Source organism: Salipiger pentaromativorans, assembly GCF_024721115.1.
In the GTDB taxonomy this organism is placed as follows: Bacteria; Pseudomonadota; Alphaproteobacteria; order Rhodobacterales; family Rhodobacteraceae; genus Salipiger; species Salipiger pentaromativorans.
On sequence record NZ_JAMDHK010000001.1, the window covers coordinates 204061 to 229163 of the forward strand.

The window sequence follows — 25103 nt, forward strand, 5'->3', positions numbered from 1 at the left end:
CCAGGGCCAGTCCGAGGGCCTTGCCGCCAGCCCATGCCGCACAGGATTGCCCCAGCAATAGGCCACATGCGCCTGATAATCCGCCTCGTCGCGGATCATGTGCTCCCAATAGCGCCGCTGCCAGATGCCGCATTCGCGCTTGGCCCGCTTGCTGCGCGAAACCTGCGTAGGGTGGGCAATTCTGCCCACCGCCCCCGCGCCCGCAACACCCGCGCCGACCCGCCGTGAAAAGCGCGCCTTGATCCTGCGCCAACGGTCGGGGAAATCGCTGTCCCCCGGCGGCAGCGTCCAGACCGCGTGCAGATGATCGGGCAGGATCACCATCGCGTCGCAGGTCACCGGTGCGTCGCGGATGGTGTCCAGATAGGCCGCGCGCAGATCGTCGATCCGGTCCAGCAGCAAGGCGGAGGGCCGCCGCGCCAGCGCGACGGTGAAGAAATAGGTGGCTCCCGGCACATGAAATCGGCGGTAATTCGGCATGAGGCCGATAAGACATGGTGACGGTAAATGGCGGGTTAACCGCAGGGCGGCGGTGGGCAGATTGCCCACCCTACGCTCAGCCGCAGAAGACCCGCAGGATCACCCCAGCATCATCGGTTTCGATGTTCAGCCGCTCGGGGTTGAACTCCATCGTCATGGGCTGACCCTCGCGCACCACGCGGATCTTGTCCAGCGCGGGCAGAGTCACGGCGGCGATGTTCTGCCCGACCAGTTCGGTATGGGCCTCGGGATCGCAGACCATGGCAGCCTGCTCGGCCACGCCCTCCCGTCCGATCACCGTCAGCCCCAGCAGGCGCCAGCTCTGCATGCCGCCCCGGTAATAAGAGATCCGCTCCGCCGGATAGCCCGCCTCGATCATGTTGCGGATCGCGGTGGGCGACTGGCCACACCAGAGCCCGTTGCAGAACAGCGCCACGCGCTTGGCCCCGGCACAGTCCCAGCCCTCGAAATCCGGCTCGCAGCCCAGCCGCGCCAGCTCGTCGATGACATAGGTATAGGGGATGTTCACCGCGCCCGGGATGGTGCCGCCCTCGAACCAGTCGGGGGTGCGGCTGTCGATCACCAGCGCCTCGGGGTCCTTCAGAATCTCCAAAAGCTCCAGCTCGCCGATGGTGGTCACGCCCGGGGCCGGGGTCATCGGCTGAATGCAGAAATCCGGACAGGGCCGCGAGGTCACCGCCCATTGGCCGGAGATCTCGTGCGCCACATCCTGAATGCGGGAAATCTCCACCGGCCCCTGCTCGGTCTCGACCCGGACCGAGGGCACGCCCCGGGCGATGTTCACCACCGTCTCGGCGCCTGCGGCCCCGGCGAGCATCAGAGCTCCGGCCAGCGTGATGGTTCGAATGGCGGTCATCGTCTCTCTCCCGTCTGTCGTGCCGACCCTGGTGGCAGCCTCCCCCCCTGTCTAACCGGCAGCCGGTGCCGCGTCGACTCGCCAGCGCTTGCCCTTCGCGGGGGCGGCCGCCCCCGACGCCGCGCATCACAACTCCGCGCGGTGCCCCGCATCCGTCAGGACGGGGATCGACAGCGCGGGAAAGGCGCCTAAAGTGGCAGCATGCGTCCCCTCTTCGCGATTCCCCTTCTGGGGCTGATGCTCCTGGCCGCCTGCGCCACCCCGCAGGACCGCTGCCTGCGCGATGCGGCGGCGCCCTGGCGCGCCGCCCTGCAGGAGCGCGAGCGCATCGCCAAGGATCTGGCGCGCGGCTTCACCTACGAGACCCGTTTCGTGCGCGTCACGCGCTTTCGCTGGTGCAGCGACGGCCAGGGGCGGATGTACCCCTGCTGGGACGACGACATGCAGCCCGAAACCCGGCGCATTCCGGTCGATGCCGCGGCGCTGCGCGCCCGCGACGCCGAGCTGGCCCGCGCCCTTCCCGGGCTGCGCCGCGCCGCCGAGGCCGATATGGCGCAATGCCGGCTGACCTACCCCGAGACGCCCGTGTCCGACTCTTGACTCGGTCCCGCGATTGCCGCAATGCCTCGGCCTGAGGGGCCTTAGCTCAGCTGGGAGAGCGCGTCGTTCGCAATGACGAGGTCAGGGGTTCGATCCCCCTAGGCTCCACCATTTCCCACATATCGCCGAGGGCTACCGAGACCGGAAAACCTGCCAGCCTTGCCCGCCTTTCGGGCAGCGCTGCGCGCCGCATGCCGCAGGGCGGCGCGACTCTGGCGCGGGCCCCAGCGCTCGGCTACGCTCCCCGTTGTAGATCCGGGCCACCCGTCGCCCTCCCGCATGACGCAGGGCCCCTCTCACCGGGGGCCACGCCTCACGCGGCGGCGCCAGCCCGATCCCGGGCCAGTCGTAGGCGGGCAGCGCGCGGGCCGTCGCTGACATGGAAAGGCGCAATATGAAATATTTCGATGTCTGGCTGGTCTGGGCCGTGCTTTCGGCCTGTTTCGCAGCGCTCACGGCGATCTTCGCCAAGATCGGGATCGAGAATGTCGACTCCGATTTCGCGACCTTCATCCGCACCATCGTCATCCTGTTCGCCGCCGGCGGCATCGTGCTGGCCACCGGCCACTGGCAGGACCCGACCGAGATCCCCGCCCGGACCTGGGTCTTCCTGCTGCTGTCGGGGCTTGCCACCGGCCTGTCCTGGATCTGCTATTTCCGCGCGCTGAAACTCGGCCAGGCGGCGCAGGTCGCGCCGATCGACAAGCTGAGCGTCGTACTCGTCGCCGTCATCGCGGCGGCCTTTCTCGGCGAACGCCTCTCACCGGCGGCCTGGTCCGGGGTGGGGCTGATCGCCGCCGGGGCCATTCTTGTCGCGCTGAACTGACCGCGCCGGGCAAGGTTGCGATTCCCCCTGCCCGCTCTTTCCCTTTCTGCCGCCTTTCGGTAGACGAGGCGGGACGACAAAGGCAGGCACGGGAACACGACCCATGGCGATGGAAAAGACATTCGACGCAGGCACGGCCGAGGCCCGTATCTACGCGGCCTGGGAACAGGCGGGCGCCTTCAAGGCGGGGGCCAACGCCTCGCGCGAGGAAACCTTCTGCATCATGATCCCGCCGCCCAATGTGACGGGCTCGCTGCACATGGGTCATGCCTTCAACAACACGTTGCAGGACATCCTGATCCGCTGGCACCGCATGCGCGGCTTCGACACGCTGTGGCAGCCCGGCCAGGACCACGCGGGCATCGCCACCCAGATGGTGGTCGAGCGCGAGCTGGCCAAGGACAAGACCAACGCCACCCGCCGCGAGATGGGGCGCGAGGCCTTTACCGCGAAGATCTGGGAGTGGAAGGCGCAGTCCGGCGGCACGATCATCAACCAGCTCAAGCGCCTCGGCGCCTCCTGCGACTGGTCGCGCAACGCCTTCACCATGTCCGGCGCCGAAGGGGCGCCCAAGGGCGAAGAGGGCAATTTCCACGACGCGGTGATCAAGGTCTTTGTCGATATGTACGACAAGGGGCTGATCTATCGCGGCAAGCGTCTGGTGAACTGGGACCCGCATTTCGAGACCGCCATTTCCGATCTGGAAGTGGAGAATGTCGAGGTCGCGGGCCATATGTGGCATTTCAAATACCCGCTCGCCGGTGGCGAGACCTATGAGTATTTGGAGAAAGATGAAGACGGCAACGTGATCTTCCGCGAAGAGCGGGATTACATCTCCATCGCCACCACCCGTCCCGAGACCATGCTGGGCGACGGCGCCGTCGCGGTGCACCCATCGGACGAGCGCTATGCGGCCATTGTCGGCAAGCTCTGCGAGATCCCGGTGGGGCCGAAGGAGCACCGCCGGCTGATCCCCATCATCACCGACGAATACCCCGATCCGACATTCGGCTCGGGCGCGGTGAAGATCACCGGTGCGCATGATTTCAACGACTATCAGGTCGCCAAGCGCGGCGGCATCCCGATGTACCGGCTGATGGACACGCGCGGCCGGATGCGCGAGGACGGCAAGCCCTATGCGGACTGCGCCGAGATCGCACAGCAGGTCGCGCGCGGCGAACTGACGCTGACCGAGGCCGAGGCGGACGCGATCAACCTCGTGCCCGACCATCTGCGCGGGCTCGACCGGTTCGAGGCGCGCGACGCGGTGGTGGCTGAGATCACCGGCGAGGGGCTTGCCGTGATGACCGAGGTCACCGACCCGCGTCTGGGCAAGGCCGCGGGCAAGGCGCCGGTCGCGCCCGAAGAGGGCGGAGAGCCGCGCGACGAGGAGGCACAATGGGTGCCGCTGGTCGAGGCCAAGCCGATCATGCAGCCCTTCGGCGACCGTTCCAAGGTGGTCATCGAGCCGATGCTGACCGACCAGTGGTTCGTCGATACCGCCAAGATCGTCGGGCCCGCGCTCGACGCGGTCAAGGACGGCACGGTCAAGATCCTGCCCGAGAGCGGCGAAAAGACCTATTATCACTGGCTGGAAAATATCGAGCCCTGGTGCATCTCGCGCCAGCTCTGGTGGGGCCACCAGATCCCGGTCTGGCACACGCCGGGCTTTGGTGAGGAATGGCGCAGCTTCTGCGCGGCCACCGAGGAAGAGGCGCTGAAGAAGATGCACGACTTCTTCGGCGAGGACGCGGAATTCCTCATGGTCGAGGATGCCGCCGCCGCCGAGGATCTTCTGGCCGATCTGCTGTCGCAGGGCACCGATTACACCGGCGTCGACCAGCGCCGCCGCGCGCAGGCGATCCCGGTCTTCCGCGACCCGGACGTTCTGGACACCTGGTTCTCCTCGGGGCTCTGGCCCATCGGAACGCTGGGCTGGCCCGAGCAGACCGAAGAGCTGGGCAAATACTTCCCCACCGACGTGCTGGTGACCGGGCAGGACATCCTGTTCTTCTGGGTCGCGCGGATGATGATGATGCAGCTCGCCGTGGTGAACGAGATCCCGTTCCACACGGTCTATCTGCACGGGCTGGTGCGCGACGCGAAGGGCAAGAAGATGTCCAAATCGCTCGGCAACGTGGTCGATCCGCTGGAGATCATCGACGAATACGGCGCCGACGCGCTGCGCTTCACCAACGCCGCCATGGCCTCGCTTGGCGGCGTTCTGAAGCTCGATATGCAGCGCATCGCGGGCTACCGGAACTTCGGCACCAAGCTCTGGAACGCCGCGCGCTTTGCCGAGATGAACGGCGCGGTGGGTCTGGGCGGTGGCATTCCGCAACCCTCGGCCACGGTGAACAAGTGGATCCTGGGCGAGACCGCCAAGGTGCGCGAGACGGTGGATGCGGCGCTGGCCGAGTACCGCTTCAACGACGCGGCGCAGGCGCTTTACGCCTTTGTCTGGGGCGTGGTCTGCGACTGGTATGTGGAGTTCTCCAAACCGCTGTTGCAAGGCGAGGACGCGGCGGCAAAGACCGAGACACAGGCCACCATGTCCTGGGTCATCGACCAGTGCCTGATCCTGCTGCACCCGTTCATGCCCTTCATCACCGAAGAGCTCTGGGGCACGCTGGGCGCGCGCGCCAAGATGCTCGTGCATGGCGACTGGCCCGCCTACACGGTGGCCGATCTGCTCGACCCTGCAGCGGATGCGGAAATGACCTGGGCAATCTCGCTGATCGAGGGCGTGCGCTCGGCGCGGGCACAGATGCATGTGCCGGTGGGGCTCTATGTGCCGGTGCTGGTGACCGAGATCGACGCCGCCGGTGAGGCCGCCTGGGCCAATAACGAGACGCTGATCATGCGCCTTGCGCGGCTCGAAAGCCTGACCCGTGTCGAGAGCTTCCCCAAGGGCTGCATCACGGTGCCGGTGGGCGGCGCGGTCTTCGGCCTGCCGCTGGCCGACATCATCGACATCGACGAGGAAAAGGCCCGGCTGGAAAAGGGCATCGCCAAGCTCGCCAAGGAACTGGGCGGGCTGCGCGGCCGATTGAAGAACCCGAAATTCGTCGAAAGCGCGCCGGAGGAGGTGGTCGAGGAGACCCGCGCGAACCTCGCCGCGCGCGAAGAGGAAGAAGCCAAGCTGAAAGACGCGCTGGCGCGGCTCTCGGAAATCGGCTGACACGGCAAGCCACTTCATGAAACGGGTCGGGTCTCTCCCCGGCCCGTTTCGCATGCGCCCCCTGCCCTTTCATCTTTCTGAAAATACGTAAAAAAAACACCATCCGCCTTGCGCCGCAGGTCGGACGGACCTCCCGTGCCTGGGGGTGTCACATCTCTGGCGCCCAGCGCACTCCCCGCGCCTCTCGCCCGGCATCGGGGCGACGCCGCCGGACCCGGCGCCCGTGACACCTACGGTCGAACCCTCAGGCGCGCCAGAACCGCAGGGTGAAGAGCGTGAAGACCACCATCACCTCCAGCCGCCCGGTCAGCATGGCAAAGGCCAGCATCCATTTCGCGGTGTCGTTGATCTCGGCGAAATTGCCCGCCGGGCCGATCATGTCGCCCAGACCGGGGCCGACATTGGCCAGCGCCGTCGCAGCCCCCGAGAGCGAGGTGATGAAATCGAGCCCGGTCATGCCCAGCCCCACCGCCAGCACCCCCAGCGACACCACGAAAAACCCGAAGAAGGCCAGCACCGAATAAAGCGTCTCGTCATCCACCGGGCGGCCCTGAAAGCGCGGGGTGAACACCCCGTGCGGCGCACGGATGCGCTTGAGCTGCACCCGGATCGAGGCGAACAGAAGCTGGTAGCGGAAGATCTTGACCGAACAGGCGGTCGAGCCCGCGCAGCCGCCGATCAGCCCGATGAAGAAGAACAGCGTGATCAGGAACGGCCCCCAGCCCATGTAATCGACCGAGGCATAGCCGGTGCCGGAGATGATCGAGGTGATGTTGAACAGCGCCTCGCGCACCGCCTGTTCCGGGTGATGCGGGAAGATCGACAGCAGCGTGACCACCATCACCAGCACCAGCGCCGCGATCGTATAGAGAAAGGCCCGCACCTGGCTGTCGCGCCAGAGCGCCGTGCTATGGCCGTTCAGCATCTGCACGTAGCGCACGAAGGGCAGCGCCGCGAGGATCATGAAGACCGAGGCGACATATTCCGCAGGCCCCGAGAAGGCGCCGAAACTGGCGTCGTAATTGGCGAAGCCGCCGGTCGACAGCGTGGTGAGCGCATGCACCGTGGCGTCGAACGGGTTCATCCCGCAGAACAGATAGGCCACGGCGCAGGCCAGGGTCAGCGCCACGTAGATGGTCGAGATCGACGAGGCGATCTCGGTCGCGCGCGGCAAGATCTTGCCCATGGTCTCAAAGGCTTCGGAGCGGAAGACCTGCATGCCGCCCACCCGCAGCTCGGGCAGGAACACCATGGCGACCACGATCACCCCGATGCCGCCCAGCCATTGCAGGATGCCGCGCCACAGAAGCAGCCCCTTGGGCAGATCGTCGAGCCCCGAAAACACCGTCGAACCGGTGGTGGTGAGCCCCGACATGGCCTCGAAATAGGCGTCGGTAAAGCTCGCCTCGGTGGCGCCGAAGATAAACGGCAGCCCGCCGAAGACCGGCAGCGCCGCCCAGACGCCGGTGGTCAGCAGAAAGGTCTGCTGCAGGGTCAGCCCCTCCTTCACCGCATTGGCGCAGGCCAGCGAGATCAGTCCGCCGGTGAGCATGGTCACCAGCCCGGTTTCAAGGAACACATGCCACTCGCCCCGCCCTTCGGCGATGTCCACGAGCATCGGCAGAAACATGGTGGCGCCGAGCGTGGCGACCAGAAGGCCGATCACATAGGCGACGGGGCGTATGTCGAACATGGGTGCAGCGTTGGCCTGCCCCCTCGCGGCTGTCAAGCAGCCGCGGGCCGTTTGCCGCGCGGTGCGACCGCGATACACGGGCAGATCGCCGCCTTGACTGGCAGGGGGCGGTCCACGCGGGCCTCAGCCTCGGTGCCGCAGGGCGTTCAGAACCGCGCGAAACGCCGGAGAGGCCTGCCGCCGGTTGGGGTAATAGAGGTGAAATCCGTCCCAGAACGGGCAGTAATCGTCCAGAACCTGAACCAACCGCCCGGCCTTCAGATGCGCCTCCGCCAGATCGGCGGACATGTAGCTGAGGCCGAAGCCGTCCAGCGCCGCCTCCAGACAGTGGAAAATATTGTTGAAGGCAAGCTGGCCCTCGACCCGGACGCGCAGCAGATGGCCCTCCTCCTGAAACTCCCAGGCGAAATTCACCCCGGAGGATTGCAGGCGGAAATTGATGCAGGGCAGATCGGCAAGATCGCGCGGATGCTCGGGGCGCGGAAAGCGGTCGAACAGCGCGGGGGCCGCAACGACGATATAGCGCAGATCCGGCCCGATCCGCGCCGAGATCATGTCGCGCGCCAGATGCTCGCCGCGCCGCACGCCCGCGTCATAGCCTTCGCTCACCACATCGTTCAGCCCGTTGTCGAGCGTGATCTCGAGCTTGATGTCGGGATGCGCGCTGAGGAAGGGCTTCAGTTTCGGCCAGAGCACCTGGCTGATCGCGAGATCCGACGCAACCAGCCGGACGGTGCCCGCGGGCACATCGCGCAGCGCGCCCAGTGCCTCCACATGCGCGTCGATCTCCTCGAAATGCGGGGCGATCCCGTCGAGCAGGCGCTGACCGGCCTCGGTGGGCGCCACGGAGCGGGTGGTGCGGGTCAGGAGCCGCACGCCCAGACGCTCTTCGAGCTGCCGGATCGTATGGCTGAGCGCGGATTGCGACACGCCGATCCGGGCGGCGGCACGGGTGAAGTTGCGTTCCTGCGCGACGGCGATGAAAGCTCTGAGATCGTTGACGTTTTCACGGGGCATGGGTCACCCTACCGAAGCGCGTTTCCAAGGGGAAGATCGGCGGCGCCCCGCCTCGAAAGACAGAGATCCACGCGGGTGCCCCGGCGTCCGGGCCTTTGCGCCGGCCCTGCCCCCGCCTCATCGGGCCGTGTTCCCGCGCAGCCCGCAGCGTCAGCCCAGCAGCTCGAGACGCACGGGATATTCGCCCTTGTGCAGCAGCGGCGCCACCCCGCCTTCGAGATGGCCCAGCCGGATGAGGTCGTTGCGGAAGCGATAGGCGCCGTGGAACAGCGCCAGATTGCCCCAGCCGAGGAAATAGCACAGATCGCCCGGCGTCTCGTCATCGAAGGGCGCAAACCCGCCCTCGTCGAGACGGCGCGGCAGGTGGATGATCTTCTCGTTGGTCGAGAAATCCTCGATGGTCAGCACCACCGGCAGCATCGAGACCAGATCCCGCACCGTCGGATTGTCGAACAGCGTGTAGATCACGCTCTGGCTGTCGAAACTGCAACGCATGCGCAGCGGCGTGCTCTGCGCGCGGGCGGTGGCGGGCAGCAGGGTGGAGGCGGCGGCTCCGGCCAGAAAATCGCGGCGGCCGAGGGGGGCGGATGTCGTCATGGTCCTCTCCGTTAAGGGGCGGGCCAGGGTCATCGACGGGGTGCGGACCGCTTGCGCGCCGACACCGCGATCCTGTCGCATCTTGCCCTTGCGTCTACCCTGCGGGCGGCCTGCGGAGAATAGCGGAAATCGGAAGGCAGTCATGAGCCTTTTCGATCAATCCCGGCACCCGCCACCCCGGCCCCGGCATTCATGAATCCCGCTCATCGCCGCATACAATAACGGGCGTCTAATCCCGAGCGGCATTGGCCCCACATCCTGTGCAGAGCGAGACTTCGACAGGAGATACTAAAATGACCGATACCAACACCCCGATCACCCCCGACACCCCGGACGCCGAGCGCCGCAACCTGCTTCAGATGGCAGGCGTCGGCGCCGCCGCCCTTGGCGTCGCCTCCCTCACCGGGCTGCCGGTTCTGGCCCAGGCCACCGACGACTGGGACAAGACCTTTGCCAAGAGCGATGCTGTCACCCACAGCAAGGTGTCCTTCACCAACCGCTACGGCGTGCCGCTTGTCGGCGATCTTTACATGCCCGCCGATCGCCCCGCCGGCAAACTGCCCGCCATCGCCGTTGCCGGTCCCTTCGGCGCGGTCAAGGAACAGGCTGCCGGGCTCTATGCCCAGACCATGGCCGAGCGCGGCTTTATCACGGTGGCTTTCGACCCGTCCTTTGTCGGTGAAAGCGGCGGCGCGGTGCGCGATGTGGCCTCGCCCGACATCAACACCGAGGATTTCATGGCGGCCATCGACTTCCTCGGCCTGCAAGACTCGGTGGATCGTGAGCGGATCGGCATCATCGGCATCTGCGGCTTCGGCGGCATGGCGCTGAACGCGGTGGCCGCTGACAAGCGCGTCAAGGCCGTCGCGACCACCAGCATGTATGACATGTCGCGCGTGATGGCGAAGGGCTATTACGATGCGATGACCGCCGAGCAGCGCGCCGGGGCACTGGCACAGATGAGCCAGCAGCGCTGGACCGACGCCGAGACCGGCACCCCGGCCATGGCGGGCGGCCTGCCCGACAGCCTCGACGGCATCGACGATCCGGTGATCAGCATGTATTTCGGCTATTACAAGACCGATCGCGGCTATCACGCACGCTCGGTCAACTCGAACGGCGGCTGGACGGTGACCAACCCGCTGTCCTTCATGAACATGCCGCTGCTGAGCTATGTGAACGAGATCTCGCCGCGCCCGATGCTGATCATCGCAGGGTCCGAGGCGCATTCGCGCTACTTCAGCGAAGACGCCTATGCCGCCGCGGCGGAACCCAAGGAACTGATGATCATCGACGGCGCCGACCACGTCGATCTTTACGATCAGGTGGACATCATCCCCTTCGACAAGCTGCAGGCGTTCTTCGACCAGAACCTCGCCTGAGCCACATCAAGACATCCAGGACAAAGCCCGCCCTCACCGGCGGGCTTTGTTTTTTGCCCGCCTTTCCGTATCGGGACAGCGCCCGCTCAGGCGGAAAGCAGATCCCGGAACACATGCGGCAGGATGTCGTCGCGGCTGAGCCCCATGCGGGCGAGCTGATCGTCGCTTTTCATCTCCAGCGAGATGATCTCGCGCATGCGCGCCCGGCGCAGGGAATAGGGGTTCAGCCCCAGCCCGAGATTGGTGAAATAGATGTCGATCTTCTGCCTCAGGGACGTGCGCCCCATCGCGATCTGGACGTTATTTGCGGTCATCTGGAAACCTCTGCTCGCTTTGGTTTCCTCCCGCCCCTCAGTTTAGAGCAATTGCTGAAACTTTCCCGAACCCGCCGATCACGTTTTGCTGCAGCGCAGCAATATGCACAGGAAATGCGCGGCCAACCCCGGCCGCGCATGGAAATCCGGCGCTGAAAAGTGCCTTAGCGCGCGTGGATCAGCGTCGAGAACAGCTGCGGATCAAGGCTGTCATTCGCAAATGTGGTGCCTTCTGTCAGCACAGACACCGCATCATGAGAGTGCAGGCTCTCCTGATGGCTGGCCAACACGCGGAAATCGCCGATGCGGGGGTCCGCCTGAAGCTGCTCTGCAAAAAGCCGCGCCGCGTCCTCGACAAAGATCGGGTTGGCGGCGTTCAGCTCCGCAAAGGCCTGCTCGTCCTCGCGCTTGACCATGACCTGGGTCTCGGTCGGCACCGCCTTGCGGCAAAGCCCGATCAGATCCTCGAACCACAGGCAGCGGCCCTCTTTCATCTCGACCGAGATGCGCGCCACCGAGCGCTGCGAATGCGGCGTCGCGAGCTGACCGCGCGCGCGGCGCGCATGCTCGCTCAGCTCCAGCGAACAGGGGCAGGTCGAGCTGTAGACGTAATCCAGATGCAGGATCTTGCGGCGCACACCGGCGGTTTCCACCAGCTCCAGCGCGATGTCGTAATACTGGTAGCCCTGAAGCCCCGAGCGCAGGCTGTCCACCTTCATCGGGAAAGACAGCCGCATCTCGATCCGCGCGTCAAAACTTTCCAGATCGCTTTTGTAATCGTCCAGCGCCGCCTCGATCACATCGAAGGAAAAGGTCTTTTCCGCATGGGCATAGAAGCTGCGCATGATGCGCGACATGTTGATGCCCTTCTTGTCCGCCTCAAGGCTCACGGTGCCGGTGACCGAGGTCTCCAGCGTCAGCTCGCCGTTGTCGCGGGTGCGGTAGCCGATGGGCAGGCGGAAATTCGAGATCCCCACATGCTGGATCATCCGCTTTTCGCCCCGGATCAGCGAGGCCGGGCCGTTCTGAAGGTCCGGCAGCGTGGCGCGATAGGCAGCGTCGGCGGTGAAGTCCTCGGGATAGACGTGCGACAGCGTGGGATAGGCCACGCCGTCGCGCAGCACCGACAGTGCCGGGTCGAGCGCGTTCAGCTCGCCGTCCTGGGCCTTGTCGGCATAGCGGCGCAGCAGCTCCAGCGCGGCGCGCGCCTCCTCACGGCTCGGCTTGCGGTCGATTTCCGGCGTATGGACGTTCATCAGAGGCTCTCCTTCGGCCCTTCCAACAAGCCAGAAATAGGAATGATATATCCCATTTCCAATTTTTTCTTCGCGCGCCGGAGACCGCGCGCGGGAATTTCCCCCGCGCCTCAGACCGCGTCGAGCGCCTGCACTATATCCGCCACAAGGTCGCCGGTCTCTTCGATTCCGACCGAAAGCCGGATCAACCCGTCAGAAATCCCAAGACTTTCCCGCTGTTCCGGGCTCAGCCGCTGGTGCGTGGTGGTCGCCGGATGGGTCGCGATGGATTTCGCATCGCCGAGGTTGTTCGAGATCAGAATGATCTCCAGCGCGTTGCAGAAGCGGAAGGCCGCCTCCTTGCCGCCCGCGATCTCGAAGGCCACCATCGTGCCGCCCGCGCCGCCAAGCTGGCGCTGCGCCAGCGCGTATTGCGGGTGGCTTTCCAGCCCCGGATAGCTGACGCGCGTCACCTTGCCATGGCCCGAGACCGCCTCGGCGATGGCACGGGCGGATGCCGCCTGCGCGCGCACCCGCAGGTCCATCGTCTCAAGCCCCTTGAGCATGATCCAGGCGGTGAACGGGCTCATGGAGCCGCCGGTATGCTTCATATAGGGCTCGACGGTCTTGCGGATGAACTCCCGGCTGCCGAGGATCACCCCGCCAAGCGCCCGTCCCTGCCCGTCGATATGTTTGGTCGCCGAATAGACCACCACATCCGCGCCCTGCGCGATGGCGTCCGAAAACACCGGGGTCGAGAACACGTTGTCCACGATCACCACCGCGCCCGCATCATGCGCGAGCTTTGCAACGGCTTCGATGTCCACCAGCTCCAGCGTCGGGTTCGACATGCTCTCGAAGAACACCGCCTTGGCGCCGGGTTTCAGCGCCTCTTCCCACTGGGCCAGATCGGCCCCGTCGACAAACACCACCTCGACGCCGAAGCGCGGCAGGATGTCTTCGAGGATGTAGAGGCAGGAGCCGAACAGCGCCCGCGCCGCGACCACCCGGTCGCCCGCACGCAGACAGGAGGTCAGCGCCCCGTTGACCGCCGCCATGCCGCTGGCGGTGGCAAAGCCGTCCTCGGCGCCTTCCAGCAGCGCGATACGCTTTTCGAACATCGCCACTGTCGGGTTGCCGTAACGGGCGTAGATATATTCGTCGGGGCCCGCCTTTACAAAACGCGCCTCGGCCTGCTCGGCGCTGTCATAGGCAAAGCCCTGGGTGAGAAAGATCGCCTCGCTCAGCTCGCCCCACTGGCTGCGTTGCGTGCCGCCGTGAACCGCCTGCGTGCGTCGTCCCTTGGTCGTCATCCGTCGTCCCTCCGCGGCGCCCCAACGCCGCCATTGAAAAAGCCCCAGCCGCGGTCAAGCGAAAGGGGCTTTCGTCTGACCTCTTTAGCGGCATGTTTAACGTGGCCCGCAATCAGGTAACAAATCGCCACAGGCCGCGCCTTACGCCCGCGCGCGCCCTGCGTCAAGTTGCACCCTTGTGTCAGCCGGCAGCGCTCCGCCACCGTTTCAAGCGATTGTAACCGGATTGCGCTTAGATACCCCCGGCCCCGGCACGACAGCGGTTGTCATTCCCCGGCGGCATGCCACATGATGTTGCGGATTTAAGTCACGGGACGGGTATGGACGGATTTCTTTTTCAAGCCTCGGTTTATCTTGCCGCCGCGGTGATCGCCGTGCCGATCGCCGCCCGGCTCGGGCTGGGCTCCGTCCTGGGCTACCTGCTGGCCGGCATCATCATCGGCCCGATCCTGCATCTCGTCGCCGCCACCGACGATCTGCGCCATTTCGCGGAATTCGGCGTGGTGATGATGCTCTTCATCATCGGGCTCGAACTGGAGCCGCGCGCGCTCTGGGACATGCGCCACAGGCTGGTCGGGCTTGGCGGCTCGCAGATCATGCTCACCATGTTCGCGGTCATGGCCGCCGCCATGGCAATGGGGATGAACTGGGGGCCGGCGCTGGCCTGCGGCATGGTCTTTGCGCTCTCCTCAACCGCCATCGTGCTGCAAACGCTCAGCGAAAAGGGGCTGATGCAATCCTCGGGCGGGCGTTCGGCCTTTTCGGTGCTTCTGACGCAGGACATCGCGGTGATCCCGATGCTGATCGTCCTGCCGCTGCTGGCGGTCGAGACCACCGCGACGCTGGCCCCCGACGGGTCGATCCAGCGCCCCGCGCAGGAGGCCGCCGACGCGCATCACGGGCTGTCGCTGGTCGAAGGGCTGCCGGGCTGGGGCGTGGCGCTGGTGACGCTCTCGGCGGTGGCGCTGATCATCCTCGCGGGGATCTACGGCGCCCGCCCGCTCTTCCGCCACATCAACTCCGCCCGCCTGCCCGAGATGTTCACCGCCGTGGCGCTGCTGATCGTCGCGGGCATCGCCTTCCTGATGGAGCTGGTGGGGCTGTCGCCGGCGCTCGGCACCTTCCTGGCCGGGGTGGTGCTGGCCAACTCGGAGTTCCGCCACCAGCTCGAGTCGGACATCGAGCCCTTCAAGGGGCTGCTGCTGGGGCTGTTCTTCATCACCGTGGGTGCGGGCATCGACCTGGGCGCCTTCATGCGCGAGCCCGTCACGATCGTCGGGCTGGCGCTGGGGCTGATTCTGCTCAAGGGCGCGATCCTGCACGGGCTGTCGCGGGTGTTCCGGCTGCGCGCGCGGGGGCGGTGGCTGTTCACCCTGTCCCTGGCACAGGCCGGGGAGTTCGGCTTTGTGCTGGTGTCCTTTGCGCTGCAACTCAACATCTTCACGCAATCCATGGGTCAGCGGCTGCTGCTGGTGGTCGCGCTGTCGATGCTGATCACACCGCTGCTGTTCATCCTCTTCGACTGGGTGTCGCACCGGCTGGAAGAGACCCGCGACACGCAGCCCGCCGATCAGGTCGAGGCCGACGGGCCGATCATCATCGCCGGGATCGGGCGCTTCGGTCAGATCGTGAACCGGCTGGTGCAAAGCTCGGGCTACAAGACCGTGGTGATCGACCACGACATGAAGACGATCGAGCTGATGCGGCGCTTCGGCTTCCGCGGTTTCTTCGGCGATCCGACCCGGCCCGAACTGCTGCACGCGGCGGGGATCAAGGATGCCAAGGTGCTGGTGGCGGGGCTCGACGACCCCAAGGCCACCACCAAGCTGGTGCGCTTTGCCCGGCGGATGCGCGAGGATGTGTTCATCGTCGCCCGCGCCCATGACCGGACGCATGTCTACGAGCTCTACCAGGCCGGCGCGAACAAGATCGTCCGCGAGATGTTCGACAGCTCGCTGCGCGCGGGCCGCTATGTGCTGGAAGAGGTGGGCATGACCGAATACGAGGCGGCCATCGCGCAGGAGACCTTCTATCACCACGACCGCGAGACGGTCAGCGAGCTGGCGCAGCTCTGGGATCCGAACATCCCCTCGGCGGAGAACGAAGCCTATATCAAGCGCGCCCGCGAGCTGGAGAAAGAGCTGGAAACGGCGCTTTACACGGCGCTGGCGGAACAGAAAAACGACGCGGCGTGAGGGGGCGGTGGGCAGATTGCCCACCCTACGGGTCACGCCCATGGTGCGACGGTCTTCTAGCCGCCCTTAATCCCACGCCTCTGGCCCGACGACGGTTCTACCGAGAGCCACACTTGGCCCAGGTAGGGTGGGCAATCTGCCCACCGCTCCTTAAAAAAAAACGGACCCGAAGGCCCGTCTTTTCGATCCCTCAAGCGGCAAGGCTCAGGCGGCGCGCAGCCCCAGAACCTCGTCCACCTGACGCGCGGCGGCCACTTCGTCGCCACCGGAAACGGCGGCCACTTCGCGGGTCAGACGCTCCAGCGCCGCTTCGTAAAGCTGACGCTCGGAATAGCTCTGCTCGCGCTGGTCGTCGGCGCGGTGCAGGTCGCGCACCACTTCGGCGATGGCGATCAGATCGCCGGAATTGATCTTTTGCTCGTATTCCTGCGCCCGGCGCGACCACATGGCGCGCTTGACCTTGGCCTTGCCTTTCAGCGTTTTCATCGCCTGGCTCACCACATCCGGCGTCGACAGGGAGCGCATCCCGATCTCGGTCGCCTTGTGGGTCGGGACCCGCAGGGTCATCTTGTCCTTCTCAAAGGAAATCACAAACAGTTCCAGCTTCATGCCGGCGACTTCCTGCTCCTCGATCGACATGATCTGACCCACGCCATGGGCGGGGTAGACCACATAATCATTGGGGCGGAACTCGTTTTTCTTGGTCTTGGTCATTCAACAGCGTCCTCAGCAGCCAAACCACAGATACACAGGCGACAGAAAAGACGGACGGATATGCGCTGCATTCCGTTCGCCTGAAAACTTACGTGTCTTTGCTATACCCCCGGGAGCAGACCAACCCGGCCGCGAGTCTGTGGTTTCGTCATGTGTGCCATGTAACATAGCACAACTTGAACGCTTTTCCCAGAATCTTGCTGGAAACAGAGAATTCACGCGGAATCAGGCGATTGAAGACCGCTCTTCACCTAAATGCAACCGCTTTGGAGCAAAAACGGCGAATCGGCGCTCAGCCGCCCTCGCCCGGCGCCTCGGAGAAGTACTTGTTCACCTTGTCCGGCTCGCCATCGCGGTCCTCCGCCTCGGGCAGCGGATCTTTCTTCGAGATGATCACCGGCCAGGATTCGGAGTATTTGCGGTTGAACTCCACCCATTTCTCCATGTCCGGATCGGTGTCCGGGCGGATCGCGTCGGCGGGGCATTCCGGTTCGCACACACCGCAGTCGATGCATTCGTCGGGGTGAATCACCAGCATGTTCTCGCCTTCGTAGAAACAGTCCACGGGGCAAACTTCGACGCAATCGGTGTATTTGCAGGCGATGCAGTTGTCGATGACGACGTAGGTCATGGGCGTAGCGGTCCCGTTCAGCCGGATGATTTGCGTCTAGCTAGACCAGCCATGCGGATCATTCAAGCATATCCCGGCTGCGATCCAGCGCTCTTCTGTCACGTTTGGTCGGCCGCCCCCCGCCCTCGAAGCGCGGCGCCTGCGCCTCTGCGGGCTCGGACGGGCGCGCCGCCGGCGGGTCGAGATCGTCGTAAAGCGCCTGTGCCTCGGGCGCCGGACCGCGCCGCGTGCCCAGCGCCGCCACCCGGATCACCCGCACCACACGTCCCTGCGCAAAGGTCAGCACATCGCCGGGACCAACCGCAAAGGCCGGTTTCGACACCGTCAGCCCGTTGACCCGCAACCCGCCCGACACGGCCTTGGCGGCCAGGCTCCGCGTCTTGAAGAAGCGGGCCTGCCACAGCCATTTGTCGATGCGCAGTTTGCCGGGTGCCTCGGCCACTTACGACTTGCCCTTGAACCCCATGAGCGCGGCGGCGAAGGGGTTGTCCGGGTCGATCTTGTCCTCCTTGCGGGGACGCGATTCGTAGGTCTTGGGTCCCTTCTGACCCTGCGGCTTGCCCTTGCCGGGCTTCTTGCCACCCTTGCCCTTGGGTGCCCCGCCGCCCTTGTTGCCGCGCGGCGCCCCCCTGTGGCCCTGGCCCTCGCGGCCTTCGCGTGCCTCGCGGCGCGGGCCCCGGTTGCGGTTGCCGCCCCCCCAGGTGAAGGTGAAGAACATCTCGGTCTCGGGCCCCGCCAGCGCCTCGTCGGGGGCGCTGCCCGGCAGCAGGTCGGTATCGTCCACCTCGGGGATGTTGTCGTCGATCTCCACCGCCTCGGGGGTCTCGGCGATCGGCGCCACGCCCTCGTCGTCGTAGCCCTCGGACCCCGCCACGACATCCGCCGCTTCCGGCGTCGCCGAAGGATCGGCCATCGCGGCGGGAGTGTTCTCTTCTTCCTGCGCGGCGTCCATGACCGGCTCGGTCTCGCCCGGTTCGCCCGAGGGGTCCGAGGTCTCGGTCACAACCTCATCGGCGCTGCGCACCTTCTCGCGCTCGCCCTTCTCGGCCTTGTAGCCAAGGCCCTGCATGAGATCGGCGAACTGCTCCAGCGTCATGCCGGTGATCGACAGCATGTCGGGATTGGCCTCGAAGCCGCCGCGGCTGTCCTGCGCGCGCAGCAGATCGGCCAGCCGTTCCAGCATGTCGATGCGGATCGCCCGCTCGCCCGCCGGGCGGTAGCCTGACAGCGTATAATGCTGCATCGGAATGTCGCGGATATTCGGCACCGTCACCAGCCCCGGCGGCGGTGCCTCGGGGAAGGTGTCGAGATCGCTGAACAGCGACCAGAGCACCAGCCGCAGCCGCGTCGGCGCCGGTTTCAGCAGCAGCGGCATGAAGATCGTGTACTGGCCGAAGCGCATCCCGTGCTTGCGCAGCGCCCCGCGCGCCTCCTGATCGAGCTGCTTGACCTCGTCGGTCACAAGCTGGCGCGGCAGGATGCCCATCGCCTCGACCATGCGGAAGGCAAAGCCCCGCGCCAGCCCCGTCAGCGTCTCGTCGCGCTGGAGGGTCAGCAGCGGCTCGAACAGCGCGGCGATCTTGCGGTCGATGAAATGCTGAAGCCGGCGCTCGACCTTCTGGATCACATCGGGGCCCGCGGTGTCATCGACAAACCCGACCACGCGCGGTTTCAGCGCGTCGTCGCCCTTGACCAGCTTGCCCACCGCCTGGTCGCCCCACATCAGGCCGCCCTGCTCGGTAAAGTCGATCTCGGTATCCGGCGCGTTGTAGAACCGGTCCGCGCGCAGATGGAAATGCGGCGCCAGCGCCTGCAACGACGCCTGTTTCAGCGTCTTCGCTTCCTGACCCGTCGCGCCCTGATCCTGACGGAACCGGAACCCTTCCAGCCGACCGACGAATTCGCCTTCGACGGTCACTTCACCCTTGTCGTTCACCTCGGCCAAGAGGGCCTCCTTCTGCTTCAACCGGCGGAGCAGTACAGATGTCCGCCGGTCAACAAATCTCTGAGTCAGTCGCTCGTGGAGCGCATCGGACAAGGCGTCTTCTACCGCGCGGGTCGCCTCGCGCCAATGGCTTTCGTCATCGACCCAGCCACGCCGCTGCGCCACATAGGTCCATGTGCGGATATACGCCAATCGTTTGGAGAGCGTGTCGATATCGCCATCGGTGCGGTCGATCCGCTTGACCTGCCGCGCCATGAAGTCGCGCGGGATCGCGCCGCGCTCGTGCAGATGCTGGAAAATCACCTGCAACAGCCCGGCATGTTCCGCATGGCTGATTCCCCGGAAATCGGGAATGCGGCAGACATCCCAGAGCAGTTGCACCGACGTGGGGCTCGAGGCGCGCGCCATCACTTCGGCCTCGCGCGAGAGCGATTTCAGAACCATCAGGTCGTCGGCCTCGCGCGCCTTGGTCAGCCAGTCGTCCTGCGGCGCCTCCTCCAGCGACTCGATCAGCGTCTGGACCGTGCCGAAGCGCAGGTTTGCGTTGCGCCAGTTGAGTTTGCGGAGCGGAGTGAATGTGTGGTTGCAAATCGCCTCGACCCAGTCCTCGGGGATCTGGCCGGCGTCGCCGGTGGTCCCGAAGGTGCCCGGACGCATCCCGCGCCCGGCCCGGCCCGCGATCTGCGCCAGCTCGTTGGGCTGCAAGGCCCGCATCCGGCGCCCGTCGAACTTGGTCAGCGAGGAAAACGCCACATGGTCGATGTCCAGATTGAGCCCCATGCCGATGGCATCGGTAGCCACGAGGTAATCGACCTCGCCATTCTGGTAGAGATCCACCTGCGCATTGCGCGTCCGGGGGCTCAGCGCCCCCATCACCACCGCCGCACCGCCCTTGGTGCGCCGGATCAGCTCGGCAATGGCATAGACATTATCGACAGAGAACCCCACGATAGCCGAGCGTGGGGGCATTCGGCTTATCTTTTTCGAACCAATATAGCTCAACTGGCTCATGCGCTCGCGGCGCATGAACTCGCAGCCCTTCACCAGCGCCGCGATCGGCCCGCGCATGGTGTCGGCGCCCAGAAACAGCGTCTCGTGCTGGCCGCGCATGCGCAGCAGCCGGTCGGTGAAGACATGGCCGCGCTCGGGATCGGCGCAAAGCTGGATCTCGTCGATGGCGACAAAATCGCAGCCCAGCCCCTCGGGCATCGCCTCGACCGTGCAGACCCAATAGGCGGCGCGCGGCGGCACGATGCGCTCCTCGCCGGTGACCAGCGCCACCACCGAGGGGCCGCGTGCGGCGACCACCTTGTCATAGACCTCGCGGGCGAGCAGCCGCAGCGGCAGGCCGATCATGCCTGTACGATGCGCCAGCATCCTCTCGATGGCGTAATGGGTCTTGCCTGTATTGGTCGGGCCGAGAACGGCCGCAACCCGTGCGCGCTGGGGCATGATGCCGCCCTGTTTTTTGTTCAGAAGATCAGATCTCGATGCCCTGCACCCGGCCTGCCAGCCGCTCCAGCGCCTCGGTCACCTCATCGTCAAACGGTCGCAGCTCCAGTACCCGGGTATAGGCATCATAGGCAAGCGCATCGTTGCCAAGCTGCTCATGCACCGCGCCCACCCCGCGCAGCGCGCCGAAATGTTCGGGGTTCAGCGCCAGAACATGTTCCAGCGCATCCATCGCAGGGCCGAACATCTCGGCCTGGTAATAGGCCAGCGCCAGAGCGTGCCAGCCTTCGGCAAAGGCCGGCGCATGATCGGTCAACGCGGTCAGATGGTCGATTGCCGAGGTGACGTCGTTCACCTCGAGCGCATCGCGACCGCGTTTCAGCAGCAGGTCCATCGCCGCCGATCCGGATTTCGACCATTCCAGATACAGCGCCTTTTCCAGACGTTCGGCGGCGGCCTGAGTGTCGGCGCCGCCCAGCTCCTCCAGCAGTTCTCCGGCACGATCCTGCGCAAAAGCGGCAGGAGGTAAGGAAAACATGACTAGGGCGGAAACTGCCGCCACGATAAATTTGCTCTTGCCTGGACCCATGCTCATAGCTTCCGAGTGTAACCCGAAGATGCTGGATTGCCAGCACAGGTTTTCGTGATGGAAGGACGAACAGCATGAGCGACATCGTGAGCGCGGCGGTCGAGGCACTGAATGCAAAACTGGACGGGCAGGGTTTTGACGGCGTGGCCAAATTCGTGATCGAAGGCGAAGGCAGCCTTATCATCGACAGCGCCGGGGCCCGCGCGGGCGACGACGCCGCCGATGTGACGCTCAGCGCCGATACCGACACGTTCCGCAAGATCCTCGAAGGCGGTCTGAACCCGATGACCGCTTTTATGACGAACCGGCTTTCGGTGGATGGTGACATGAGCGCCGCGATGCGCCTTGGTGGAGTTTTATCGTAACATGATGCAGACCGCGCCCTTTTATCCCGATCTGGCCGAGGGCCCCGAAGACGCGCGCGCCTTCTGGCTGCGCACCGAGGACGGGCTGCGGGTCCGTGTGGCCCATTACCCCGGCCCGGCCGAGGCCAGCGGCACCGTGCTGATGTTTCCCGGGCGCACGGAATATGTCGAGAAATACGGGCGCGTTGCCGGCGATTTCGCCGATCTGGGCTTTCATACGCTGACCATCGACTGGCGCGGCCAGGGGCTGGCCGACCGGATGCTGACCGACCCCCGGGCCGGGCATGTGGATCTGTTCCAGGATTATCAGCACGATGTGGCGGCGATGCTCGATGCCGCCGCCGCGCTGGATCTGCCGCGCCCCTATTTCCTGGTCGCCCATTCCATGGGCGGCTGCATCGGGCTGCGCGCGCTGGTCGAGGGGCTGCCCGTGGCCGCCTGCGCCTTTACCGGGCCGATGTGGGGGATTCGCCTTGCCGCGCCGCTGCGCCCCGCCGCCTGGGCCTTGGGCTGGAGCAGCGCGCGTGTCGGGCTGAGCCATATCTACGCCCCCTCCACCGGCCCCGACAGCTATGTCGCCACCGGCCCGTTCGAGGACAATCTGCTCACCGGCGACCGCGACGGCTGGGACTACATGCAGCGTCAGGTGACCAGCCTGCCCGAGCTTCAGCTCGGCGGGCCGTCGCTGCGCTGGCTGCATCAGGCGCTGGCGGAATGCCTGACGCTGGCGCGGCTGCCCGCGCCGCGCGTGCCCTGCCTCGCCTTTGTCGGCGCCAACGAACGCATCGTCGACTTGCCGCGCATCGTGGCACGGATGGCCGGCTGGGCGGACGGGCGGCTCGAGACGGTGCCGGGCGGCCATCACGAGGTGCTGATGGAAGACGCGGTGACCCGTGGCCGCATCCTCAGCCAGATGGCGCGGCTCTTCGACGGCGCGCGCGATCCCGAAGAGATGGCGCTGACCGCCTGATCTGGCCCGCGCCCCGGCGCGTGCTAGGTTGCCGGGCATGAGCGCAGCGGTTCTGACCTTCACTGACAAAGGCATCTACTGCCCGGCGGGCGATTTTTATATCGACCCTTGGCGCCCTGTCCCCCGCGCGCTCATCACCCATGGCCATGCGGATCACGCCCGCCCCGGCCATGGCGCCTATCTCGCCTCTGCCGCCGCCGCCTCGGTAATCCGCCTCCGTCTCGGCGACATCGCGCTCGACACCGTTCGTTTTGGCGAAAAGCGTCTACTCGGCGGCGCCACAGTCAGCTTTCATCCCGCAGGCCACATCCCCGGCTCGGCGCAGATCCGGGTGGAGGTGGGCGGCGAGATCTGGGTGGTCTCGGGCGATTACAAGCTAGCGCCGGACGGGCTTTGCGAGACGTTCGAGCCAGTGCGTTGCCACGCCTTCATCACCGAATGCACCTTCGGCCTGCCGGTCTTTTCCTGGCGCCCGCAGCAGGAGATCGCCGCCGAGATCAACGCCTGGTGGGCGGGCAACGCCGCCGAGGGGCGCGCCTCGATCCTCGGCGCCTATTCGCTGGGAAAGGCGCAGCGGCTGCTGGCGCTGCTCGACCCGGCCATCGGCCCGATCCTCACCCATGGCGCGGTGGAAAACACCAACGCGGTGCTGCGCGCGCAAGGCTATGCCCTGCCCGAAACGAAGCATGCGACGCCCGATCTGGATGTCAAAGCCCATCCCGGCGCCATGGTCATCGCACCGCCCTCGGCGCTGGGATCGGCCTGGGCGCGGCGCTTCGGGCCTGCGTCCACCGGCATGGCCTCGGGCTGGATGCGGCTGCGCGGGGTGCGGCGAAGGCGCGGCGCCGACCGGGGCTTTGTGCTCTCCGATCATGCGGACTGGGACGAGCTGCACATGGCTATCCGCGAGACGGGCGCGGAAAAGATATTCGTCACGCATGGTTACACCGAGATCTTCGCGCGCTGGCTGGCCACGCAAGGCTATGACGCGCAGGTCGTGCCCACCGAATTCGGTGGCGAGGAGGACAGCACCCCCGAGACCGGGGAGGATGCCGCGTGAAAGCCTTTGCCCAGCTCTTCGCCGCCATCGACCAGAGCACCAGGACCTCGGTCAAGACGGCCGCGCTCGCCGATTATTTCCGCAGCGCTTCGGAGGAGGACCGGCTCTGGACCATCGCGCTCTTCTCCGGGCGGCGCCCGAAACGCGCGGTCACCACCACACAGTTACGCGAATGGGCCGCCGAGCGCGCCGGGCTGCCGCTCTGGCTGGTCGAGGAAAGCTATCCGGTGGTGGGCGATCTGGCCGAGACCATCGCGCTGATCCTGCCGCCGCCGGACGCCCCTTCGGATCACTCATTATCCCACTGGATCAATCTCTTGGTCGATCTTTCTCAAGCAGGTCAGGACGCCCGAAAGGCGCAGATCCTGACCGCCTGGGACGGGCTCGACGAGACCGGGCGCTTTCTCTTCAACAAGCTGATCACCGGCGGCTTCCGCATCGGTGTCAGCCGCAAGCTGATGACCCGCGCGCTGGCGCAGGCCACCGGACAGGACGAGGCGGCGCTGGCCCTGCGCCTCATGGGCGACTGGACGCCGCAGACCACCACCTGGCAAACGCTGATCGCGGCGCCCGACCCGCAGGCCGACGACAGCCGGCCCTATCCCTTCTACCTCGCCTATCAGCTCGACAGCGCGCCCGAGGAGCTGGGCGCACCGGAGGACTGGCAGGCGGAATGGAAATGGGACGGCATCCGGGGCCAGCTTGTCCTGCGCGGCGGTACACATCACGTCTGGTCGCGCGGCGAAGAGCTGATGACCGACCGCTTCCCGGAATTCGCCCGCGTGCCGGATTTCCTGCCGCCCGGCCATGTCTTCGACGGCGAGATCGTCGCCTGGGACGGCGCCCACCCCCTGCCGTTCAACGCGCTGCAAAAACGCATCGGGCGCAAGACCGTGCCGAAAAAGCTGCTGAAAGACGCCCCCGTGATCCTGCTCGCCTACGACCTGTTGGAAGCGGACGGGCAGGACATCCGCGACCGCCCCTTTGCCGAGCGGCGCGCCCGGCTCGACGCCCTGCTCGCCGATCTGCCCCCGGACGCGCCGCTGCGCCCCTCGCCCCCCATCCGTTTCGACGACTGGGAGGCGCTGGCCGACACCCGCGCCACCGCCCGCGAGCAGCGCGCCGAGGGGCTCATGCTGAAACGCCGCGCAGCCCCCTATCTGGCGGGCCGCAAAAAGGGCGACTGGTGGAAATGGAAGCTCGATCCGCTCAGCGTCGATGCGGTGATGATCTATGCCCAGCAGGGCCACGGGCGCCGCGCCAACCTTTTCACCGACTTCACCTTTGCCGCCTGGAACGGCAACGAGCTGGTGCCCTTCACCAAGGCCTATTCGGGCCTCACCGATGCCGAGTTCAACGAGATCACCAACTGGGTCCGGCGCAACACGCTGCAACGCTTCGGCCCGGTGCGGCAGGTCAAACCCGAACTGGTCTTCGAGATTGCCTTCGAAGGCATCCAGCCCAGCCCGCGCCACAAATCCGGCCTCGCCCTGCGCTTCCCCCGCATGGCGCGCTGGCGCCGCGACAAGCCCGCGCAGGAGGCCAACACGCTCGACGATCTGAAGGCGATGCTTGCGGCCTACGGCGCCTGAGACACGCATGCCAAGCGCAGAAAGACGCCGCTTTTCCCTTGAAGCCGGGGCCTCCTGCCCCTTACCTCTCAAAGA

Annotated in this window: 22 protein-coding genes, 1 tRNA gene and 1 riboswitch; of the genes, 10 read left to right on the forward strand and 13 right to left on the reverse strand. The window is 66.0% G+C overall.

Annotated elements, in window-relative coordinates:
- Together M4578_RS00910 and M4578_RS00920 are read right to left on the reverse strand one after the other, a co-directional pair.
- On the reverse strand, nucleotides 1-480 hold a 480-nt coding region (locus M4578_RS00910), incomplete at its 3' end, for an REP-associated tyrosine transposase (protein WP_258091554.1).
- 76 nt (nucleotides 481-556) lie between these two features.
- On the reverse strand, nucleotides 557-1357 hold the full coding sequence (locus M4578_RS00920; protein WP_338054469.1) for an I78 family peptidase inhibitor: 801 nt from the start codon (nucleotides 1355-1357) through the stop codon (nucleotides 557-559).
- Nucleotides 1358-1558: 201 nt separating this feature from the next.
- Between M4578_RS00920 and M4578_RS00925 the strand changes: the two genes are divergently transcribed.
- The 4 genes from M4578_RS00925 (at nucleotide 1559) to M4578_RS00940 (ending at nucleotide 5964) form a co-directional block, all read left to right on the forward strand.
- Complete coding sequence (locus M4578_RS00925; protein ID WP_258091555.1) at nucleotides 1559-1957, forward strand: excinuclease ABC subunit B; 399 nt, start codon at nucleotides 1559-1561, stop codon at nucleotides 1955-1957.
- Between the two features lie 35 nt (nucleotides 1958-1992).
- Nucleotides 1993-2068: transfer RNA gene (locus tag M4578_RS00930), tRNA-Ala, on the forward strand.
- Between the two features lie 283 nt (nucleotides 2069-2351).
- Nucleotides 2352-2783, forward strand: a complete 432-nt coding sequence (locus M4578_RS00935; protein WP_258091556.1) for an EamA family transporter — start codon at nucleotides 2352-2354, stop codon at nucleotides 2781-2783.
- Nucleotides 2784-2886: 103 nt separating this feature from the next.
- Nucleotides 2887-5964, forward strand: a complete 3078-nt coding sequence (locus tag M4578_RS00940; protein ID WP_258091557.1) for a valine--tRNA ligase — start codon at nucleotides 2887-2889, stop codon at nucleotides 5962-5964.
- A gap of 244 nt (nucleotides 5965-6208) precedes the next feature.
- Here the strand turns inward: M4578_RS00940 and M4578_RS00945 are convergent, their stop codons facing one another.
- From M4578_RS00945 to M4578_RS00955, 3 genes are all read right to left on the reverse strand, one after another.
- A complete protein-coding gene (locus M4578_RS00945; protein WP_258091558.1) occupies nucleotides 6209-7657 on the reverse strand; it encodes a TrkH family potassium uptake protein in 1449 nt (482 codons plus the stop codon).
- A 123-nt stretch (nucleotides 7658-7780) separates the two neighbouring features.
- Nucleotides 7781-8674: a LysR family transcriptional regulator gene (locus tag M4578_RS00950; RefSeq protein WP_258091559.1), complete on the reverse strand. Its 894-nt coding sequence runs from the start codon at nucleotides 8672-8674 to the stop codon at nucleotides 7781-7783.
- Between the two features lie 150 nt (nucleotides 8675-8824).
- Complete coding sequence (locus tag M4578_RS00955; protein WP_258091560.1) at nucleotides 8825-9271, reverse strand: cyclophilin-like fold protein; 447 nt, start codon at nucleotides 9269-9271, stop codon at nucleotides 8825-8827.
- 293 nt (nucleotides 9272-9564) lie between these two features.
- Here M4578_RS00955 and M4578_RS00960 point away from each other — a divergent pair, with 293 nt between their 5' ends.
- Nucleotides 9565-10653 carry an alpha/beta hydrolase gene (locus M4578_RS00960; protein ID WP_258091561.1) on the forward strand — a complete coding sequence of 363 codons (1089 nt, stop codon included), beginning with the start codon at nucleotides 9565-9567 and terminating at the stop codon, nucleotides 10651-10653.
- A gap of 86 nt (nucleotides 10654-10739) precedes the next feature.
- Here the strand turns inward: M4578_RS00960 and M4578_RS00965 are convergent, their stop codons facing one another.
- The 3 genes from M4578_RS00965 to metZ all read right to left on the reverse strand — a co-directional run bounded on the left by M4578_RS00965 (nucleotide 10740) and on the right by metZ (nucleotide 13515).
- Complete coding sequence (locus tag M4578_RS00965) at nucleotides 10740-10967, reverse strand: hypothetical protein (protein ID WP_258091562.1); 228 nt, start codon at nucleotides 10965-10967, stop codon at nucleotides 10740-10742.
- A gap of 164 nt (nucleotides 10968-11131) precedes the next feature.
- Nucleotides 11132-12223, reverse strand: coding sequence for a GTP cyclohydrolase FolE2 (gene folE2, locus M4578_RS00970; RefSeq protein ID WP_258091563.1), 1092 nt, complete (start codon nucleotides 12221-12223; stop codon nucleotides 11132-11134).
- Nucleotides 12224-12333: 110 nt separating this feature from the next.
- Nucleotides 12334-13515 carry an O-succinylhomoserine sulfhydrylase gene (gene metZ, locus M4578_RS00975; RefSeq protein ID WP_258091564.1) on the reverse strand — a complete coding sequence of 394 codons (1182 nt, stop codon included), beginning with the start codon at nucleotides 13513-13515 and terminating at the stop codon, nucleotides 12334-12336.
- Nucleotides 13516-13578: 63 nt separating this feature from the next.
- Nucleotides 13579-13656, reverse strand: a riboswitch (SAM riboswitch).
- Nucleotides 13657-13835: 179 nt separating this feature from the next.
- Here metZ and M4578_RS00980 point away from each other — a divergent pair.
- A complete protein-coding gene (locus tag M4578_RS00980; RefSeq protein WP_258091565.1) occupies nucleotides 13836-15710 on the forward strand; it encodes a monovalent cation:proton antiporter-2 (CPA2) family protein in 1875 nt (624 codons plus the stop codon).
- 204 nt (nucleotides 15711-15914) lie between these two features.
- On the opposite strand, the gene M4578_RS00985 is transcribed toward M4578_RS00980, so the two are convergent.
- The 5 genes from M4578_RS00985 to M4578_RS01005 form a co-directional block, all read right to left on the reverse strand.
- Nucleotides 15915-16424 (reverse strand): CarD family transcriptional regulator, encoded by a 510-nt coding sequence (locus tag M4578_RS00985; RefSeq protein ID WP_076702946.1) that lies wholly within the window; start codon nucleotides 16422-16424, stop codon nucleotides 15915-15917.
- A gap of 292 nt (nucleotides 16425-16716) precedes the next feature.
- Nucleotides 16717-17055: a ferredoxin FdxA gene (gene fdxA, locus M4578_RS00990; RefSeq protein ID WP_258091566.1), complete on the reverse strand. Its 339-nt coding sequence runs from the start codon at nucleotides 17053-17055 to the stop codon at nucleotides 16717-16719.
- 58 nt (nucleotides 17056-17113) lie between these two features.
- Nucleotides 17114-17497, reverse strand: coding sequence for an RNA-binding S4 domain-containing protein (locus tag M4578_RS00995; RefSeq protein WP_258091567.1), 384 nt, complete (start codon nucleotides 17495-17497; stop codon nucleotides 17114-17116).
- Entirely contained in the window at nucleotides 17498-20452 is a 2955-nt protein-coding gene (locus tag M4578_RS01000; RefSeq protein ID WP_258091568.1) for a helicase-related protein, read from the reverse strand.
- A 28-nt stretch (nucleotides 20453-20480) separates the two neighbouring features.
- Nucleotides 20481-20990 carry a tetratricopeptide repeat protein gene (locus M4578_RS01005; RefSeq protein WP_258091961.1) on the reverse strand — a complete coding sequence of 170 codons (510 nt, stop codon included), beginning with the start codon at nucleotides 20988-20990 and terminating at the stop codon, nucleotides 20481-20483.
- Nucleotides 20991-21115: 125 nt separating this feature from the next.
- On the opposite strand from M4578_RS01005, the gene M4578_RS01010 reads away from it, so the two are divergent.
- From M4578_RS01010 to M4578_RS01025, 4 genes are read left to right on the forward strand one after another with little or no spacing between them, the layout of a single operon-like run.
- Complete coding sequence (locus tag M4578_RS01010) at nucleotides 21116-21406, forward strand: SCP2 sterol-binding domain-containing protein (protein WP_258091569.1); 291 nt, start codon at nucleotides 21116-21118, stop codon at nucleotides 21404-21406.
- Nucleotide 21407: 1 nt separating this feature from the next.
- Complete coding sequence (locus M4578_RS01015) at nucleotides 21408-22376, forward strand: alpha/beta fold hydrolase (protein ID WP_258091570.1); 969 nt, start codon at nucleotides 21408-21410, stop codon at nucleotides 22374-22376.
- A gap of 37 nt (nucleotides 22377-22413) precedes the next feature.
- Nucleotides 22414-23436, forward strand: a complete 1023-nt coding sequence (locus tag M4578_RS01020; RefSeq protein ID WP_258091571.1) for a ligase-associated DNA damage response exonuclease — start codon at nucleotides 22414-22416, stop codon at nucleotides 23434-23436.
- On the forward strand, nucleotides 23433-25028 hold the full coding sequence (locus M4578_RS01025; protein WP_258091572.1) for an ATP-dependent DNA ligase: 1596 nt from the start codon (nucleotides 23433-23435) through the stop codon (nucleotides 25026-25028). The genes M4578_RS01020 and M4578_RS01025 overlap by 4 nt, the downstream gene beginning before the upstream one ends.
- The last annotated feature ends 75 nt before the right edge of the window (nucleotides 25029-25103 follow it).